The sequence below is a fragment of the Pseudomonas sp. B19(2017) genome (genome assembly GCF_002113165.1).
Classification (GTDB): domain Bacteria; phylum Pseudomonadota; class Gammaproteobacteria; order Pseudomonadales; family Pseudomonadaceae; genus Aquipseudomonas.
Map to the genome: position 1 here is coordinate 473250 of NZ_NEJR01000002.1, position 15050 is coordinate 488299.

Annotated in this window: 16 protein-coding genes; 9 read left to right on the forward strand and 7 right to left on the reverse strand. The window is 58.8% G+C overall.

Annotation, left to right across the window (positions count from 1 at the left end; translation table 11 throughout):
- Nucleotides 1–143: 143 nt before the first annotated feature.
- Genes CAF70_RS05340 through CAF70_RS05355 form a run of 4 tightly spaced genes read left to right on the forward strand, consistent with a single transcriptional unit; the run spans nt 144 to nt 5701 of the window.
- Complete coding sequence (locus CAF70_RS05340; RefSeq protein WP_085621891.1) at nt 144–1307, forward strand: isovaleryl-CoA dehydrogenase; 1164 nt, start codon at nt 144–146, stop codon at nt 1305–1307.
- 19 nt (nt 1308–1326) lie between these two features.
- Nucleotides 1327–2934: a carboxyl transferase domain-containing protein gene (locus CAF70_RS05345; protein ID WP_085621890.1), complete on the forward strand. Its 1608-nt coding sequence runs from the start codon at nt 1327–1329 to the stop codon at nt 2932–2934.
- Between the two features lie 2 nt (nt 2935–2936).
- The gene (locus CAF70_RS05350) at nt 2937–3752 is read left to right on the forward strand and encodes a gamma-carboxygeranoyl-CoA hydratase (protein WP_085621889.1); all 816 of its coding nucleotides are present in this window, start codon (nt 2937–2939) and stop codon (nt 3750–3752) included.
- Complete coding sequence (locus tag CAF70_RS05355) at nt 3749–5701, forward strand: acetyl/propionyl/methylcrotonyl-CoA carboxylase subunit alpha (RefSeq protein ID WP_085621888.1); 1953 nt, start codon at nt 3749–3751, stop codon at nt 5699–5701. Before CAF70_RS05350 ends, CAF70_RS05355 begins: the two co-directional genes overlap by 4 nt.
- A gap of 138 nt (nt 5702–5839) precedes the next feature.
- On the opposite strand, the gene CAF70_RS05360 is transcribed toward CAF70_RS05355, so the two are convergent.
- Complete coding sequence (locus CAF70_RS05360; RefSeq protein WP_085621887.1) at nt 5840–6493, reverse strand: LexA family transcriptional regulator; 654 nt, start codon at nt 6491–6493, stop codon at nt 5840–5842.
- 130 nt (nt 6494–6623) lie between these two features.
- On the opposite strand from CAF70_RS05360, the gene CAF70_RS05365 reads away from it, so the two are divergent.
- The 3 genes from CAF70_RS05365 (at nt 6624) to CAF70_RS05375 (ending at nt 9557) form a co-directional block, all read left to right on the forward strand.
- The gene (locus CAF70_RS05365) at nt 6624–6935 is read left to right on the forward strand and encodes a DUF6124 family protein (protein ID WP_085621886.1); all 312 of its coding nucleotides are present in this window, start codon (nt 6624–6626) and stop codon (nt 6933–6935) included.
- Nucleotides 6936–7371: 436 nt separating this feature from the next.
- Nucleotides 7372–7887 carry a DUF4880 domain-containing protein gene (locus CAF70_RS05370; protein ID WP_085621885.1) on the forward strand — a complete coding sequence of 172 codons (516 nt, stop codon included), beginning with the start codon at nt 7372–7374 and terminating at the stop codon, nt 7885–7887.
- 443 nt (nt 7888–8330) lie between these two features.
- A complete protein-coding gene (locus CAF70_RS05375) occupies nt 8331–9557 on the forward strand; it encodes a hypothetical protein (RefSeq protein ID WP_143491521.1) in 1227 nt (408 codons plus the stop codon).
- Between the two features lie 38 nt (nt 9558–9595).
- Here the strand turns inward: CAF70_RS05375 and CAF70_RS27665 are convergent, their stop codons facing one another.
- Nucleotides 9596–9826 carry a hypothetical protein gene (locus CAF70_RS27665; protein WP_178076342.1) on the reverse strand — a complete coding sequence of 77 codons (231 nt, stop codon included), beginning with the start codon at nt 9824–9826 and terminating at the stop codon, nt 9596–9598.
- A 462-nt stretch (nt 9827–10288) separates the two neighbouring features.
- Here CAF70_RS27665 and CAF70_RS05380 point away from each other — a divergent pair, with 462 nt between their 5' ends.
- Nucleotides 10289–10693 (forward strand): hypothetical protein, encoded by a 405-nt coding sequence (locus CAF70_RS05380; RefSeq protein WP_085621883.1) that lies wholly within the window; start codon nt 10289–10291, stop codon nt 10691–10693.
- A gap of 44 nt (nt 10694–10737) precedes the next feature.
- A complete protein-coding gene (locus CAF70_RS05385) occupies nt 10738–12225 on the forward strand; it encodes a hypothetical protein (protein ID WP_085621882.1) in 1488 nt (495 codons plus the stop codon).
- Between the two features lie 132 nt (nt 12226–12357).
- On the opposite strand, the gene CAF70_RS05390 is transcribed toward CAF70_RS05385, so the two are convergent.
- The 5 genes from CAF70_RS05390 to sctI are packed head-to-tail and all read right to left on the reverse strand — an operon-like array spanning nt 12358 to nt 15023.
- The gene (locus CAF70_RS05390; protein ID WP_085621881.1) at nt 12358–12804 is read right to left on the reverse strand and encodes a hypothetical protein; all 447 of its coding nucleotides are present in this window, start codon (nt 12802–12804) and stop codon (nt 12358–12360) included.
- Nucleotides 12794–13513, reverse strand: a complete 720-nt coding sequence (locus tag CAF70_RS05395) for an oxygen-regulated invasion protein OrgB (RefSeq protein WP_178076352.1) — start codon at nt 13511–13513, stop codon at nt 12794–12796. Before CAF70_RS05395 ends, CAF70_RS05390 begins: the two co-directional genes overlap by 11 nt.
- Nucleotides 13485–14057 carry a hypothetical protein gene (locus CAF70_RS05400; protein ID WP_085621880.1) on the reverse strand — a complete coding sequence of 191 codons (573 nt, stop codon included), beginning with the start codon at nt 14055–14057 and terminating at the stop codon, nt 13485–13487. The genes CAF70_RS05395 and CAF70_RS05400 overlap by 29 nt, the downstream gene beginning before the upstream one ends.
- Nucleotides 14041–14763 (reverse strand): EscJ/YscJ/HrcJ family type III secretion inner membrane ring protein, encoded by a 723-nt coding sequence (locus CAF70_RS05405; protein WP_085621879.1) that lies wholly within the window; start codon nt 14761–14763, stop codon nt 14041–14043. Before CAF70_RS05405 ends, CAF70_RS05400 begins: the two co-directional genes overlap by 17 nt.
- Nucleotides 14760–15023: a type III secretion system inner rod subunit SctI gene (sctI, locus tag CAF70_RS05410; RefSeq protein ID WP_256573244.1), complete on the reverse strand. Its 264-nt coding sequence runs from the start codon at nt 15021–15023 to the stop codon at nt 14760–14762. Before sctI ends, CAF70_RS05405 begins: the two co-directional genes overlap by 4 nt.
- Nucleotides 15024–15050 lie beyond the last annotated feature (27 nt).

The window sequence follows — 15050 nt, forward strand, 5'->3', positions numbered from 1 at the left end:
GCATGCCCGCGAATGCGATCACTCAGGCAATGACGGTGGTCCTGCTGACGCATTCGCGGGCACGCCCGCTCCCACAGGGTCCGGCGCCAGATCCATGAACCATGGGTGTTTCCCATATTCCAAGAACAACAAGGTGCCCCAGCATGCATTACCCCACCCTGAACTTCGCCCTGGGCGAAACCATCGACATGCTCCGCGACCAGGTGCGCACCTTCGTCGCCGCCGAACTGGCTCCGCGCGCCGCGCAAATCGACCACGACAACCTGTTCCCCGCCGACATGTGGCGCAAGTTCGGCGACATGGGCCTGCTGGGCATCACCGTACCGGAAGAATACGGCGGCGCCGGCCTGGGCTACCTGGCGCACGTGGTGTCGATGGAAGAAATCAGCCGTGGCTCGGCCTCGGTGGCGCTGTCCTATGGCGCCCACTCCAACCTCTGCGTCAACCAGATCAACCGCAATGGCAACCACGAGCAGAAGCTCAAGTACCTGCCCAAGCTGATCAGCGGCGAGCACATCGGCGCCCTGGCCATGAGCGAGCCCAACGCCGGTTCCGACGTGGTATCGATGAAACTGCGCGCGGAAAAGCGCGGCGACCACTATGTGCTCAACGGCAGCAAGACCTGGATCACCAACGGCCCCGACGCCAATACCTACGTGATTTACGCCAAGACCGACCTGGACAAGGGCGCGCACGGCATCACCGCGTTCATCGTCGAGCGTGACTGGAAAGGCTTCAGCCGCAGCAACAAGTTCGACAAGCTGGGCATGCGTGGCTCCAACACCTGCGAGTTGTTCTTCGACGGCGTCGAAGTGCCGGAAGAAAACATCCTCGGCCAGCTCAACGGTGGCGTGCGCGTGCTGATGAGCGGCCTGGACTACGAGCGCGTGGTGCTGTCGGGCGGCCCGACCGGCATCATGCAAAGCTGCATGGACCTGGTGGTGCCCTACATCCACGACCGCAAGCAGTTCGGCCAGAGCATCGGCGAATTCCAGCTGATCCAGGGCAAGATCGCCGATATGTACACCCAGCTCAACGCCAGCCGCGCCTACCTGTATGCCGTGGCCCAGGCCTGCGACCGTGGCGAGACCACCCGCAAGGACGCCGCCGGGGTGATCCTGTACACCGCCGAACGCGCCACGCAAATGGCCCTGGAGGCGATCCAGATTCTCGGCGGCAATGGTTATATCAACGAATTCCCGGCCGGCCGCCTGCTGCGCGACGCCAAGCTGTACGAGATCGGTGCCGGCACCAGCGAAATCCGCCGGATGCTGATCGGTCGCGAACTGTTCAACGAAACCCGCTGAGCACAGGGGACGGGCGCACATGGCTACCTTGCACACTCAGATCAACCCGCGTTCGGCGGAGTTCGCCGGCAACAGCGCGGCCATGCTCGAACAGGTCCAGGCCCTGCGCGGCCTGCTCGCCCAGGTGGCCCAGGGCGGCGGGCCCAAGGCCCAGGAGCGGCACACTTCACGTGGCAAGCTGCTGCCACGCGAGCGTATCGACCGCTTGCTGGACCCGGGCTCGCCGTTCCTCGAAATCGGCCAACTGGCCGCCCATGAGGTATATGGCGAAGACGTGCCCGCCGCAGGCGTGATCGCCGGCATCGGCCGCGTCGAAGGCGTGGAATGCATGATCGTGGCCAACGACGCCACGGTCAAAGGCGGTTCCTACTACCCGCTGACGGTGAAGAAGCACCTGCGTGCGCAGACCATCGCCCTGCAGAACCGCCTGCCGTGCATCTACCTGGTAGACTCCGGTGGCGCCAACCTGCCCCGCCAGGACGAAGTGTTCCCCGACCGCGAGCACTTCGGGCGGATCTTCTTCAACCAGGCCAACATGAGCGCACTGGGCATCCCGCAGATCGCCGTGGTGATGGGCTCGTGCACCGCCGGCGGCGCCTACGTGCCGGCGATGGCCGACGAAGCGATCATGGTGCGACAGCAAGCGACCATCTTCCTCGCCGGCCCGCCACTGGTAAAGGCTGCCACCGGTGAAGTGGTGAGCGCCGAAGAGCTCGGCGGCGCCGATGTGCACTGCCGCACCAGCGGCGTGGCCGACCACTACGCCGACAATGACGAACACGCCCTGGCCTTGGCCCGGCGCAGCGTGGCCAACCTCAACTGGCACAAGCTGGGCAAGCTGCAACGCCTGGCCCCGGTGGCCCCCCTGTACGCCGCCGACGAGCTGTACGGCGTGGTGCCGGCCGATGCCAAGCAACCGTTCGACGTGCGCGAGGTGATCGCGCGCCTGGTCGACGGCTCGGTGTTCGATGAATTCAAGGCGCTGTTCGGTACCACCCTGGTGTGTGGCTTCGCCCACCTGCACGGCTACCCGGTGGCGATCCTGGCCAACAACGGCATCCTGTTCGCCGAGGCCGCGCAAAAGGGTGCGCACTTCATCGAGCTGGCCTGCCAGCGCGGCATCCCGCTGCTGTTCCTGCAGAACATCACCGGCTTCATGGTCGGTAAAAAGTACGAAGAAGGCGGCATCGCCAAGCACGGCGCCAAGCTGGTCACCGCCGTGGCCTGCGCCCAGGTGCCGAAGTTCACGGTGATCATCGGAGGCAGCTTCGGTGCCGGCAACTATGGCATGTGCGGCCGGGCCTACGACCCGCGCTTCCTGTGGATGTGGCCCAACGCGCGGATTGGCGTGATGGGCGCCGAACAGGCCGCCGGCGTGCTGGCCCAGGTCAAGCGCGAGCAAAGCGAGCGCAGTGGCCAGCCGTTCAGCGCCGACGACGAAGCCCGGCTAAAACAGCCGATCCTCGACCAGTACGAGCACCAGGGCCACCCCTACTATTCCAGCGCCCGCCTGTGGGACGACGGTGTCATCGACCCGGCACAGACCCGCGACGTGCTCGGCCTGGCGTTGTCTGCCGCGCTGAACGCACCGATCGAACAAAGCCGCTTCGGCATTTTCCGGATGTGACCATGAGCGATTTCAGCACCCTCGAAGTGATCCGCGACCCGCGCGGTTTCGCCACCCTGTGGCTGAGCCGCGAGGACAAGAACAATGCCTTCAACGCGCAGATGATCCGCGAACTGATCGTCGCCCTCGACCAGCTGGCCGAGGACGCCAGCCTGCGCTTTGTGCTGTTGCGCGGCCGTGGCCGACACTTCAGCGCCGGCGCCGACCTGGCCTGGATGCAGCAGTCGGCGCAGCTGGACTTCAACACCAACCTGGATGATGCCCGCGAGCTGGGCGAGCTGATGTACGCCCTGCACCGCCTCAAGGCGCCGACCCTGGCCGTGGTGCAAGGCGCGGCCTTTGGCGGCGCGCTGGGCCTGATCAGCTGCTGCGACATGGCCATCGGTGCCGAGGACGCCCAGCTGTGCCTGTCGGAAGTGCGCATCGGCCTGGCCCCGGCAGTGATCAGCCCGTTCGTGGTCAAGGCCATCGGTGAGCGCGCCGCACGCCGCTATGCCCTTACTGCCGAGCGTTTCAGCGGCGTGCGGGCCCGCGAACTGGGCCTGCTGGCCGAGGTGTACCCGGCCAGCGAACTGGACGCCCAGGTCGAAGCCTGGGTGACCAACCTGCTGCAGAACAGCCCGCAAGCACTGCGCGCCACCAAGGACCTGCTGCGCGAAGTGGACGACGGCGAACTCAGCCCGGCCCTGCGCCGCTACTGCGAAAATACCATTGCCCGCATCCGCGTCAGCGCCGAAGGCCAGGAGGGCCTGCGCGCCTTCCTGGAAAAACGTCGCCCCGCCTGGCAAACCGACGACAAGAAGGAGCCGCGCCCATGAGCCGCCCCGCTTTGACCACCCTGCTGGTTGCCAACCGCGGCGAAATCGCCTGCCGGGTGATGCGCACCGCCAAGGCCATGGGCCTGACCACTGTCGCCGTGCACAGCGCCACCGACCGTGACGCCCGGCACAGCCGCGAAGCGGATATCCGTGTCGACCTCGGCGGCACCAAGGCCGCCGACAGCTACCTGCTGGTCGACAAGCTGCTGGCCGCCGCCAAAGCCAGCGGCGCCCAGGCCATCCACCCGGGTTATGGCTTCCTGTCCGAGAACGCAGGCTTTGCCCGCGCCATCGAAGAGGCCGGGCTGATCTTCCTCGGCCCACCGGCCAGCGCCATCGACGCCATGGGCAGCAAGTCGGCGGCCAAGGCGCTGATGGAAGCCGCTGGCGTGCCGCTGGTGCCGGGTTACCACGGCGAAGCCCAGGACCTGGACACCTTCCGCACCGCCGCCGAACGTATTGGCTACCCGGTACTGCTCAAGGCCAGCGCCGGCGGCGGTGGCAAGGGCATGAAAGTGGTCGAGGAAGAAAGCCAGCTGGCCGATGCCCTGGCCTCGGCCCAGCGTGAGGCTCAGTCATCGTTCGGCGATGCGCGCATGCTGGTGGAAAAGTACGTGCTCAAGCCGCGCCACGTGGAAATCCAGGTATTCGCCGACCAGCACGGCAACTGCCTGTACCTCAACGAGCGTGACTGTTCGATCCAGCGCCGTCACCAGAAGGTGGTGGAAGAAGCCCCTGCGCCAGGCCTGTCAGCAGAATTGCGCCGGGCCATGGGTGAGGCGGCAGTACGCGCGGCCCAGGCTATCGGCTACGTGGGCGCCGGCACCGTGGAGTTCTTGCTCGATGCCCGTGGCGAGTTCTTCTTCATGGAGATGAACACCCGGCTGCAGGTGGAGCACCCGGTCACCGAGGCCATTACCGGTCTCGACCTGGTGGCCTGGCAGATTCGTGTGGCCTGCGGCGAGGCCCTGCCGATCACCCAGGAACAGGTGCCGCTGATCGGTCACGCCATCGAAGTGCGCCTGTACGCCGAGGACCCGGCCAACGAATTCCTGCCCGCGACCGGCACGCTGGCGCTGTACCGCGAGTCGGCAGCCGGCGAAGGGCGACGGGTGGACAGCGGAGTCAGCGAAGGTGATGTGGTGTCGCCGTTCTACGACCCGATGCTGGGCAAGCTGATCGCCTGGGGTGAAGACCGCGAGCAGGCGCGCCTGCGCTTGCTGGCCATGCTCGACGAGTTTGCCATTGGCGGGTTGAAGACCAACATTGCCTTCCTGCGTCGCATTCTCGCCCACCCGGCGTTTGCTGCAGCGGAGCTGGATACCGGGTTCATTCCGCGTCATCAGGAGGTTTTGCTGCCCGCGCCTCAAGCGCTGCCGGCAGGCTTCTGGGAAGCCGCGGCCGAGGCCTGGTTGCAGGGCCAGGCCGCACACCAGCGAGACGACGACCGTAGTTCGCCGTGGGCCGAACGCAACGGCCTGCGCCTGGGCCTGCCGGCGCGCAGCAGCCTGCACCTGATCAGTGGCGGGCAGGACCAGGCGGTTGCCCTGGAGCGCAGCGCTGCGTCTACCTGGCAACTGGTGGGCGAGCAGTTGGTGCATGACCAGGCGGGCGTGCGTCGCCAGCATCTGGCGATCCGCCGCGGTGGCACGCTGTACTTGCACTGGGACGGCGAGATGCACGCCATCGAAGCCTTCGACCCGATTGCCGAGGCCGAGGCCAGCCACAGCCACCAGGGCGGCCTGGGCGCGCCCATGAACGGCAGCATTGTGCGCGTGCTGGTTGAACCGGGGCAGGTGGTGGAAGCGGGTACGCCGCTGGTGGTGCTGGAGGCCATGAAGATGGAACACAGCATTCGCGCGCCGCATGGCGGCACGGTGAAGGCGTTGTTCTGTCAGGAAGGGGATATGGTCAGCGAAGGGACGGTGCTGGTCGAACTGGCGGAATAAGGGTACCGGGGGCTGCTTTGCGGCCCTTCGCGACACAAGGCCGCTCCTACAAGGGTCCGCGCTGGGCATCAAACCCGGCGCGATCCCCTGTAGGAGCGGCCTTGTGTCGCGAAAGGGCTGCACAGCAGCCCCGGCAAGCTAGAAGACCTCATGCCCCCGCACGACCACTCCCAGAAACTCGCAGCCGTCTTCACACAGGACTGTCGGATAGCGCGTATTCAGCGGTTTGAGCATCCTGTCTCCGCCCTCCTCGACCAACTGCCGCAACACTGCCGGCCGCCCGGGCTGTCGCGCAATCACCAACCGCCCTGGCTCTGCCGGCAGGCCAGTATCCACCAACACACGCATACCCTCAGGTATGCTCCTGCCGCTGGTGGCATTCATCGAGTCGTTTTCCACCACCAGCCAGAACGCATTTCCGGCGGGCATGTAGTCAGTCTGCTCGTGGGCCTTGCTTGTTTCTGGCAAGGTCCCCTGCAAGTCAGCCCAACCCAGCACCGGGAAGCGGAAGCTCGCGTAAAGCAGTGCTTCTGCCGAAACCGGCTGCTCAGCCGCATAGTGACCAGGCGATTCGCGCACGATATCGCGCTCCACCACCATGACTTGGGCTTCCAGAAACACCAGCCCAAGTTTTTCGAGCTTTTCGTTGATGGTTTCGAGCGTCGGCCGCCGCGTACCACGCAGCCAATGCCCCACGCCCCCCTGAGTCATGCCCAGGCGCTCGGCCAGCTTGAGCTGGCTGAGATTGTGTTCGCGCTTGTAGCGCTTGAGAAATGCGTTCCAGTTTTCCATGAGGGGCAACAATACGGACTGTATTACTCGCAGCAATACACAATCTGAATTATTTATTTTGAGATAGATAGTACAGACTGACCTATCCTCTGATTCCTCTGTGTTTGAAGGGAAAACAGAAGGTATCGCGATGAAACCACCGAAAAACGACGAAACAGATCTCGACAGCGAAGCCGCCCGCCGCGCCCTCGACTACTACCTCAACCCCAACCCCCCGCGTCCCACCCTGGAGAACAGGATCTGGACCCTGCACGAGGGCGTAACCACCGACCAGGCCCGGGAGCACGCCATCGCCCTGCTGCGCTGCGCCGCCGCCACCGCGCAGGAAACCGCCACCCACCAGCAGGGCAGCCAGCGCGAGCTGACCTTCGCCTTGATGCACATGATGGACATGGCCCGCGCACTGCTGGAGCACAAACGCACCGGGGAAACGGGTTTGTAGATACGAAAAGAAGGGAGAGAACGTGATGGCCGGGTAACGGCAAAGGCCCCGATTGCCGGGACAAGGAAGCGCACCGGTAAAACTTTTTTACCGGATTAGCGAAAATTCATTTGACTGGCAAATGATAACGATTATTATTGCACTCAGCTGATCGCAAGATCTGCTGGATAACCTGGAGCTTAGGTCGCTCTCAGATTATCTCCTCATCAGGCTAATCACGGTTTTTGACCCAGCTTTTTGCTGGGTCTTTTTTTTGGCTCTTCAGGCTAATGAAGATCGTGATGGCGCGCATGATAGCAAAAGTGTTTCAGAGCGTGAACGCTCATTACAAAACTTTGCGGAATCAGCACTTGAGAATCAATCTCGTTTCACCTACGCTGATCACGCATCACGGAAGATGCCCCCACCCCTCCCCATTTAAAGCAAGGAGCTGTCCATGGCCCGTTTGCTGCTGCCCCATGGGCATCCAATCACTGGTGCCGAACACAAGGCCGACGATGCCCTGCTGCATGCCCTTAAGCGGCTGCCACGGCGCGTACAGCAAGTGTTCCTGCTCAGCCGTCTCGACCAGCTGGACTTCGCCGCCATCGCTACCCGCCTGGACCTGCCATTGGCCAGTATCGAGCGGAACATGGACCAGGCACTGCAGGTCGGCCGCTCGCGCCGGGATGTGCTGGCGAGTGTGGCCGGGCAATGGTACGTGCGTTTGCAAAGCCCACAGGTGACCGCGTGCGAGCGTATCGACTTCCGCCGCTGGCTGGATGCGGACCCGGCGAACTTGCAGGCGTTTCACGAGACGGAATTGCGTTGGCGCAGCCTGCTGGCACCGGCACGGCAGCTTGGCCATGATGGCTGGTACCGGCAAGGCCGGGCTGCGCTGTCGCTGGGCGGTTGTTCGGTTGCGCTCGGGCTCGGTGTGGCGGCGTTGGTTCTGTCCGGGTTGTGGGCCTGATCATCCTGCAGAAAACCGTCAACGCTCAGGCTATTCATAACTGTTTCGAGCACAGCGCGCCCAACTCAAAACGACGGAGTTCAGCACTTTGACACCACGGTTCGACCGTCACTGTTGATTCCTTTCCTTCATGGCCGCACTGTCGAACACTTGCCCGCCGCAATGCGGTCCGATCGTGACTCTCCAAAAGGGAGACTTCAGAGCCGTGTATCACACACTCCAATCTAGTCGGGCAAGTTGCTACCGTTGAAGGTCGGCTTGCAATCGCGGCTGAAAAACCACACCCATGAGCTTTTTGTGAAAGCGGGGCGCTCGGTTTCGATGCATCTTTAGTCCTGCATGAAATGTCCTGAAACGAAGATGAGTCTGTTCTCAACACAGCATCACCGCGTCAAGGCTTTTCATGCAGAGCATAACCTCCCCTATTGCGAACCGACCTGATCATGCAAATATCAACTATTAATACCCGGCCATTGGTGCAAACTTCCACAGCCGATAACACTCCTGCCCGCGTCACTAATGAATCCGAAACCAAAGCGGCACACAACGAAAAAATCTATCAAAACACGTTCACGATGATCACCAATCGATATCGAGATTTCAACCCGGGTACGGAGCTCGGCTTTCAACAACGCCCTGGTGTGACCGAAGATATCGAACCCATTTCCAAAGAGGATATCATTTCCATACTCGAACACATCAAGAACGACGACAAATTATTGGAAGGCTGCAAGAACAAATCAGCTAAAGCTGCTTTTTTTAACAAATTCTACTTGATGTCCAACGCGGAGCAGGGCTGGAATCTCCGTCTTCATTCCTTTAGCGTCAGAGGTAGCGGTCTCGGAGAGGAGGACAGCCCGCACTATCATCGGTGGACATTGGCATCAAAAATACTGGCGGGAGGATATCTCAACGTCAACTACCAGGAAGGTCCGAAAACAGATTCAACCGTACAAAAAGATACTTTCTCCAAATATGAACTTAGCGCTTCAAAGTCGCAAACAAGCGCTGGAACCCGTGAGGCCAGGTACCTCTCAGAAGCAGAGATGAAAGTCACAGACAAAACCTTGTACGCGCAAGGCGGCCTTAAACACTTCCCCCTAGCTACACCTCACAGCGTGGAAGCCCATGCAGACGTCATGGGAACTACACTGACCCTTGCGCATACGAGCAAACCGGCTCTCGAAAGTTCGATTTCGTTCAAACGAACCGACAATATTGAAGCGATCCCAGAGATAAAAATCGAAAGCAATGAAGCGTTCAAGACAATGCTTCAAGATCAGATAACGCACCTACAGGTGCTCGTATTAAGCGACAAACTCAATACTTCACTTGCAGAAAAATTTGAGCAAGGTTCTCCCTTGACACCTGGGGAGGAAAAGCATCTGACCGACTACAAAGAACCAAACTATGTAGAAACCTCACTCCTGCCAGCGCTTGCCATATACCAAATGGAAACGCTTCACGACATTGAGCACAGTGAGTTTTCCAACGACACCGCAACGCTCATCGACACTGCACTGACCGAAATAGATCGCGACGCCTTGGATAGATTGATTGCAAACAACCAACTCGACCTTTACGACAAGAAGCTCACCATCGAAATCAATGATCCTGAGCTGGCCAGACAATTGGGTGAACAGGCTAATCAAACGATTACGATGCACTGATCAGAGCCATTAAAAAATCACCCTTAAGGAAGCCCCGATCAAGCTTCCTCGAACGCGCAATTAGTCGCATCCCGACGCCGCACGGCCATCTTTTCAGTCGCGAACTGTTTCAAAACCAGGGCTTTGCCCTGGTTTTTGCCAGCTAAAGGTACACCTCTCCCGCAGCGCTCATTAACTGCCGTCGCGCCATCCACAGATTCGACAGCGCGAACAGCGTGACTTTGAGTTTTCCCAAATGTCTTCAAAAGCCTTTTCTTGCGCAACTGCACGCCTCCTCCAGGAAACCGACTGCAAACCCGATTCTACTTCTTACGAGAGCTGATTTCAGGAGGAAATATCGCCCAACCCATGCACCATCACTGCTGTTACCTATTGAGGTTCAAGCGACGCCCATATAGCTCCAAAAAATTTCGCTCAATTTTCACTTTTTGAGCGTTTTTTGAAAGACCTGGCCATTTGCAAAATCTAGGCTGCAAGAAATTTCAAAAAACGCACTTTACAAGAGCGAGAATTATGCATAACCACGCTAGAACATATTATCCAGCAACAACATTCAGCGTATCCCCATTCATACTTGCCGCGCGCCGGACCAATCCGCAGAAAAAATTGACGGCGACGTAGAAGGGAGCCCTCCTGGAAAAATCATCGCGATCGCTAAAGCGAAACCAGCAGCAGATGTCAGTGCCAGCCTCTGTTTACGGCGAAGATGAAACCCCAAGAGACCGCAGGCAATGAACCAAAATATCTCGGAAACCCTACGCACGACCTTGAGAAGCCTTGGCGCTTCCCAGGAAAGAATCAACGCATTCGATCACCACTCATCTATAGAGTTAAACTTCAAAACCATCAATCCAATCATTATCACAATAAAGGGCAATATGACCTGGATGTGGAGCGAACTAAAAGACCTGAATAGCTTGAACATCAACTTTCATGCAGAAAAACTACTCGACTCACTGCAGCACGCTTTGCCAGGCGTATTGACGGGGCAAGCGGTACTGGGGAAAGCAAATGATTGCTACGAAATAAAAGCACTGCTTGCCGAGGAGTGCATTGAATCACCCGACCAGCTACGCCTGGCACTGGATGCGTTTTACAGCCTGATAATATCAATTCAACAGAAACTTAACCCCTGAGCGACCGTTCCAGAAAGCTTAGCCATATTATAAAGAAAATAAAAATGCCAATTTATAACAACATAACACGAATGCCTCCAGCCACTGCGGAATATCACGTCGAGGACAACGGAACCAAGAACGCTGAATTTGTCGAAAATTTCGATCTGGCAAGAAATAGCTCCATTGAAATCGCATCAAATGAAACACCCACCCCGCCTATAAAATACGGCAACGAAGATTATACCGCTCGCTTCCGCCGCGATGAAAATAACTCCCCACAAGTCCGGAGCGGCACTATTTATAACGCCATTATTGACAGTGACATTACTGAAAAACAGTCGAACGACCTTATCCCTGCGGGTGGGGCGTCCGTCAACGATGGTGCGCTGAATACCGGCATACACAGGCTCAGGGTTTCGCCCCCTGAATACACGGATAAACAAGAACTTCTCGTCAAAAATTCTATCCCTCGTAAAATAACTCACACCAACCCGGCAGGTCCGCACACGCTGAGAGAGACAAAGGATCTAGCCATGAAGCAAACTACAGAAGGAAGAAGGGTTCTTTATAGCCCGGGCAACGCGCTCCTCAAAGAACTGGGCACTGCAGCCAGCGTATTGCACCAAGTCGTTTCAAACCTGAGTTCCAGCAACCAAAGGATCATCGGTGCTCGCTTACTAGGGGAAGAGGGTCTGCTCAACGGAAAAACAATCGCAGATTTGCTCGCTACTCTACAACGAGTCAGTACAAAAAATAATTCATCGAGTGCGGTGGCAGCCAGTGCTACAGACAGAGCCGCGGTGATTGCTCTGATGGGAGATATCGGCGTATTTTATTCTCGCCCTGCCGAAGCGAAGGTCGAACTGATGACTGAATTTAACAGTCAACTGGCAGCAGCTGGCCTGTATGTGCCAGATGAATCGGATATGAAAATAATGCGAAAGACCGGCGGCTCTCCGAATGTAGGACCCGATAAAAAGGCTGAGCGAAAAATCGCCGATTTTGCCCCTCCTGCAGACATCCCTTTCCGGGCGGGCATTCATAATATGGGTCTGGAAGCAGATAAGGTACTAGGTATTGCTGAACACAATCGTATTCCAGAAAGCCGTTGGCCGGTCTATGACATCAGTACGTCCCGCATCCAGGAAACTACAGAGCCGTTTGTCGGGCACATGTCGGGTTCGCCAGCCGAGATCTTGCAGACTTGGGACATGTTATGTGGGGTAACCGGGGAGGATCAGTATGTGGGAGCCCTGAACCACAGTTCGGCTCGTCAGGAGGACGAGAAGTTCCGTCACCCGCTGTCTGGCCTGACCTCGGCCCAGCAAACGCAGCGCTATGCTCGCGCGGCAGGTGCCAGCGCCTTGTTAGTTGGTCTGGGTTACCACAGTGCCGTCGAAGTGCTTGAGGGCATTCTCGTCTATACGGGGCAAAGCATCAGGACAAAAGGAATATTGTCTCAATCACAACGAGATGCCGCTCATGTGTTTGGGCATGGTGCAGCGACGGATCTCATAACCGAGTTATTCAAAACCAATACAGCACCCTAGGGTGCTGCAATCTCGAGAAGTTTGATAGCCCCTCACCTTGGGTCGGACCGATCTGGCCTGTCTCGCCACGATACTTCAGCGCAAAGCGTCCCTGCCTAGACAGCTTCTCGCCCACTAAAAACAAATATCCACTTACCAACTGATATTCTCGCGACTGTCTTCGTCCTCAGATGGCTTGAACACCTCCTGCATAAACTCCTTGACGAACATATTGGCCGACGAAACCGATACCAGCGCAGTTCTTACCTCCTTGTAAGCCAAACTTTCTTCCAAGCCCTGCTCTTTCATCCGCACCATCACCTGCGTCAACGCATCCATTTGCTTTTGCGTCGTTTTATAGGGCAGTTCGCCACCAGCATTGGCGTATTGTTTCAAGTAATCCCGAATACTGCCCGGCGTGGGCGTCGTGGACGCTAACCACGTCGTGAACGCGTCGTAGAACCGAGCAAACTCAGGATCTGGATCAGCGTTGGCTTCCGCGCCCTGAAGCCCCATGCGCTGGTCCAAAGGCACAACCGCTTCGGTGCCTCGGGGCAAGGCCTGGCCGATACCTGCGAGCGAGTGGTTTTCAATGCTCATCACTGTTATCCGACTTCGAAAAATGAATCGCGCTATTACCTTCCTTGTTCAGTTCGCCAGCCCATTCGACAAACACGCGCTTCGACGCCTCATCAAGCTGGCGCACGCGCTCTGGCAACTGCCTGAGCTGGGCGATCAAACGCGGCGACAGGCGCTCCTGAGTGGCGCCGATGTCGAGTTCGACCACCTGGTCCGCCAAGCGAAACAGATAACGTTCCTGGGCGTGGAAATGGATATCCACACGTTCGATTCCCCTGCCCCTCAGCTGGCTTTCAAGCGCCACCCGTTGGGCCTTGCACCGCAGTGGCAGGATAATCTGCAGCGGCTCGCGACCTTTACCTGCCCATTCATCCTGCCAGCGCTGCAGCAGCGTATCGAGCAGTCGTTCATCCATCAGCACATCTCCCAGCATTGAGCGGGCGGCCTGTGCCAGTTCAGTTTGCAGCGCGCTCGCCATCAGCCGCGATTGCAGCAGAAGCCCGCTCAGGTCAGCAGCGACTTGTAGCACCCCCTGGGAATATCCCTCCTGAAAGGCGTTCGCACGAACCCTGTCTGCCTCATGTTGTGCGTCTTCCATACAGGACTTGGCGCGCTCGCGCGCTTGCTGCATCAACAACCGGCGATTGCGCGCAGCCGTTCGCTCTTCATGCCGCAGCAGCAGCGCATCCTTCGCCGGAATATCAACAAGCGTTCTGATGGAATCGAGCATGTTGTACCGCCAGAATGAAAAGTGATGGATTCGGCGCGAGTAGCGGCAAGGTTTGCTGCAACTCGACCACGCGTGGCGAGAACTGCAGGAACAGACGCTGCATGAGCGCCTCCGGGATGTGTTGATGCCAGGCTGCCAAGGCAGCAAGTCCCATGGCGCCGAGCGATTGCTCAAGGCCATCCGTTTCGCTTACCGCCACCGCTGGCCGCTGGCGCAGATCGATACGGGCGAATGCTCTTGTCGGCACATTCAGCTCACGCATCCGTGCTCCGCGAGCCAGCTGTGGCCACATCAGGTATGCCCCCATGAGGCGGGCGACTGCGGGCAAATGCTGCCAATGTACGACCCAGCAATCAGTCCATGGATTGCGCTTGAGCTGCTGCGGATCGGGACAACTGAGTGCCAACCCTCTTAGCAACGATTGATTGAGCAACGCGCGGGCTGCCGGCTCGTCAAACAGCGCAGGCACAACACCTCGGTGCGGATGCAGGTAGTCCAGCGGCTGCTGCAGGATGGCGCGCAGCGCTTCAGTTGCGCGGAGCATGTTCGACCTCTTTCGGCTGTCGATACCGCATGACCAGGTACGCCACCGCAGCCAGAATGCCCACGACGAAAATGCCATAAAGCCAGGCAGGCGCAGAGGCGCGTGGCTCCATGAAGGGAGCGGCATGCTGAATTGCCGCCCGCTTGGACAACACCACCGAAATGTGGTCGTAATCCACGGCAGAGAAACTGTTCTTGAGAAAACGCTTGATATCGTTGACCAGTCGCTGGGGCTCGCTATCAGGCTCATAGACCACCAACGCCGACAGATGTATCGGCGCAACCTTGCGACCGCTTTCTCCGGTTTCCAGGTCGTAACTCACATGCACCCGTGCCGAGACCACACCCACCAGGGTGTTCACCGACTGCTCCAGGCGCTGCTCCAGCGCACTGTACAAACGCGCCTTTTCCGCTCGCGGCGAAGCGACCAGGGAGTCGGCAGGAAACATCTGAGCGATTTCGACACGCGGCCTGGAAGGCAACGAATACAGGGCCAGCAGGTCGACCGCCGCCGCGAAATCCGCTTGCTCGATATGCACCGAGTATCCGGCCTTGCCGTTATTTACCTTGGACGCAGTAATGTTATTGCGCTGCAGCACGGAGATCACTTCATTGACCTGCTGTTGGTCAAGGCCCTCGAGCAAACTCGGTTGTCGACAGCCAACCAGCATCAGGCAGAACAGCACAAGACAGCCATATAGCTTCATGACGAACGTAACAAGGTTTCGGCCGTGGTCACCGTTTTACGGACCAGGACGTTAAGTAAGGATACATCGATGTTGTATTGCGCCGTGAGCAACTGCAATTCGCTCAAGACTTCCGGGCTGGTAATATCCGGGCGCTTCAGCATGGCATTGATCCTTGCGTGATCACGCTCGGTAGCCACAGCAGAGCTGGCGAATCCCTCGATCAAACGCCCCTCCAGGGAAACCACCGGGCCAGGCTCGGGCAGCGCCAGTTCAACCATCCGAAGCGAACTCGGGGTCACTGGAGC

What these genes read in the sequence shown, in the direction of transcription:
- CAF70_RS05340 (WP_085621891.1), top strand. Translation starts at nt 144, where the DNA reads ATGCATTACCCCACCCTGAACTTCGCCCTGGGCGAAACCATCGACATG.
- CAF70_RS05345 (WP_085621890.1), top strand. Translation starts at nt 1,327, where the DNA reads ATGGCTACCTTGCACACTCAGATCAACCCGCGTTCGGCGGAGTTCGCC.
- CAF70_RS05350 (WP_085621889.1), top strand. Translation starts at nt 2,937, where the DNA reads ATGAGCGATTTCAGCACCCTCGAAGTGATCCGCGACCCGCGCGGTTTC.
- CAF70_RS05355 (WP_085621888.1), top strand. Translation starts at nt 3,749, where the DNA reads ATGAGCCGCCCCGCTTTGACCACCCTGCTGGTTGCCAACCGCGGCGAA.
- CAF70_RS05360 (WP_085621887.1), bottom strand. Translation starts at nt 6,493, where the DNA reads ATGGAAAACTGGAACGCATTTCTCAAGCGCTACAAGCGCGAACACAAT.
- CAF70_RS05365 (WP_085621886.1), top strand. Translation starts at nt 6,624, where the DNA reads ATGAAACCACCGAAAAACGACGAAACAGATCTCGACAGCGAAGCCGCC.
- CAF70_RS05370 (WP_085621885.1), top strand. Translation starts at nt 7,372, where the DNA reads ATGGCCCGTTTGCTGCTGCCCCATGGGCATCCAATCACTGGTGCCGAA.
- CAF70_RS05375 (WP_143491521.1), top strand. Translation starts at nt 8,331, where the DNA reads ATGCAAATATCAACTATTAATACCCGGCCATTGGTGCAAACTTCCACA.
- CAF70_RS05380 (WP_085621883.1), top strand. Translation starts at nt 10,289, where the DNA reads ATGAACCAAAATATCTCGGAAACCCTACGCACGACCTTGAGAAGCCTT.
- CAF70_RS05385 (WP_085621882.1), top strand. Translation starts at nt 10,738, where the DNA reads ATGCCAATTTATAACAACATAACACGAATGCCTCCAGCCACTGCGGAA.
- CAF70_RS05390 (WP_085621881.1), bottom strand. Translation starts at nt 12,804, where the DNA reads ATGAGCATTGAAAACCACTCGCTCGCAGGTATCGGCCAGGCCTTGCCC.
- CAF70_RS05395 (WP_178076352.1), bottom strand. Translation starts at nt 13,513, where the DNA reads ATGCTCGATTCCATCAGAACGCTTGTTGATATTCCGGCGAAGGATGCG.
- CAF70_RS05400 (WP_085621880.1), bottom strand. Translation starts at nt 14,057, where the DNA reads ATGCTCCGCGCAACTGAAGCGCTGCGCGCCATCCTGCAGCAGCCGCTG.
- CAF70_RS05405 (WP_085621879.1), bottom strand. Translation starts at nt 14,763, where the DNA reads ATGAAGCTATATGGCTGTCTTGTGCTGTTCTGCCTGATGCTGGTTGGC.
- sctI (WP_256573244.1), bottom strand. Translation starts at nt 15,023, where the DNA reads ATGGTTGAACTGGCGCTGCCCGAGCCTGGCCCGGTGGTTTCCCTGGAG.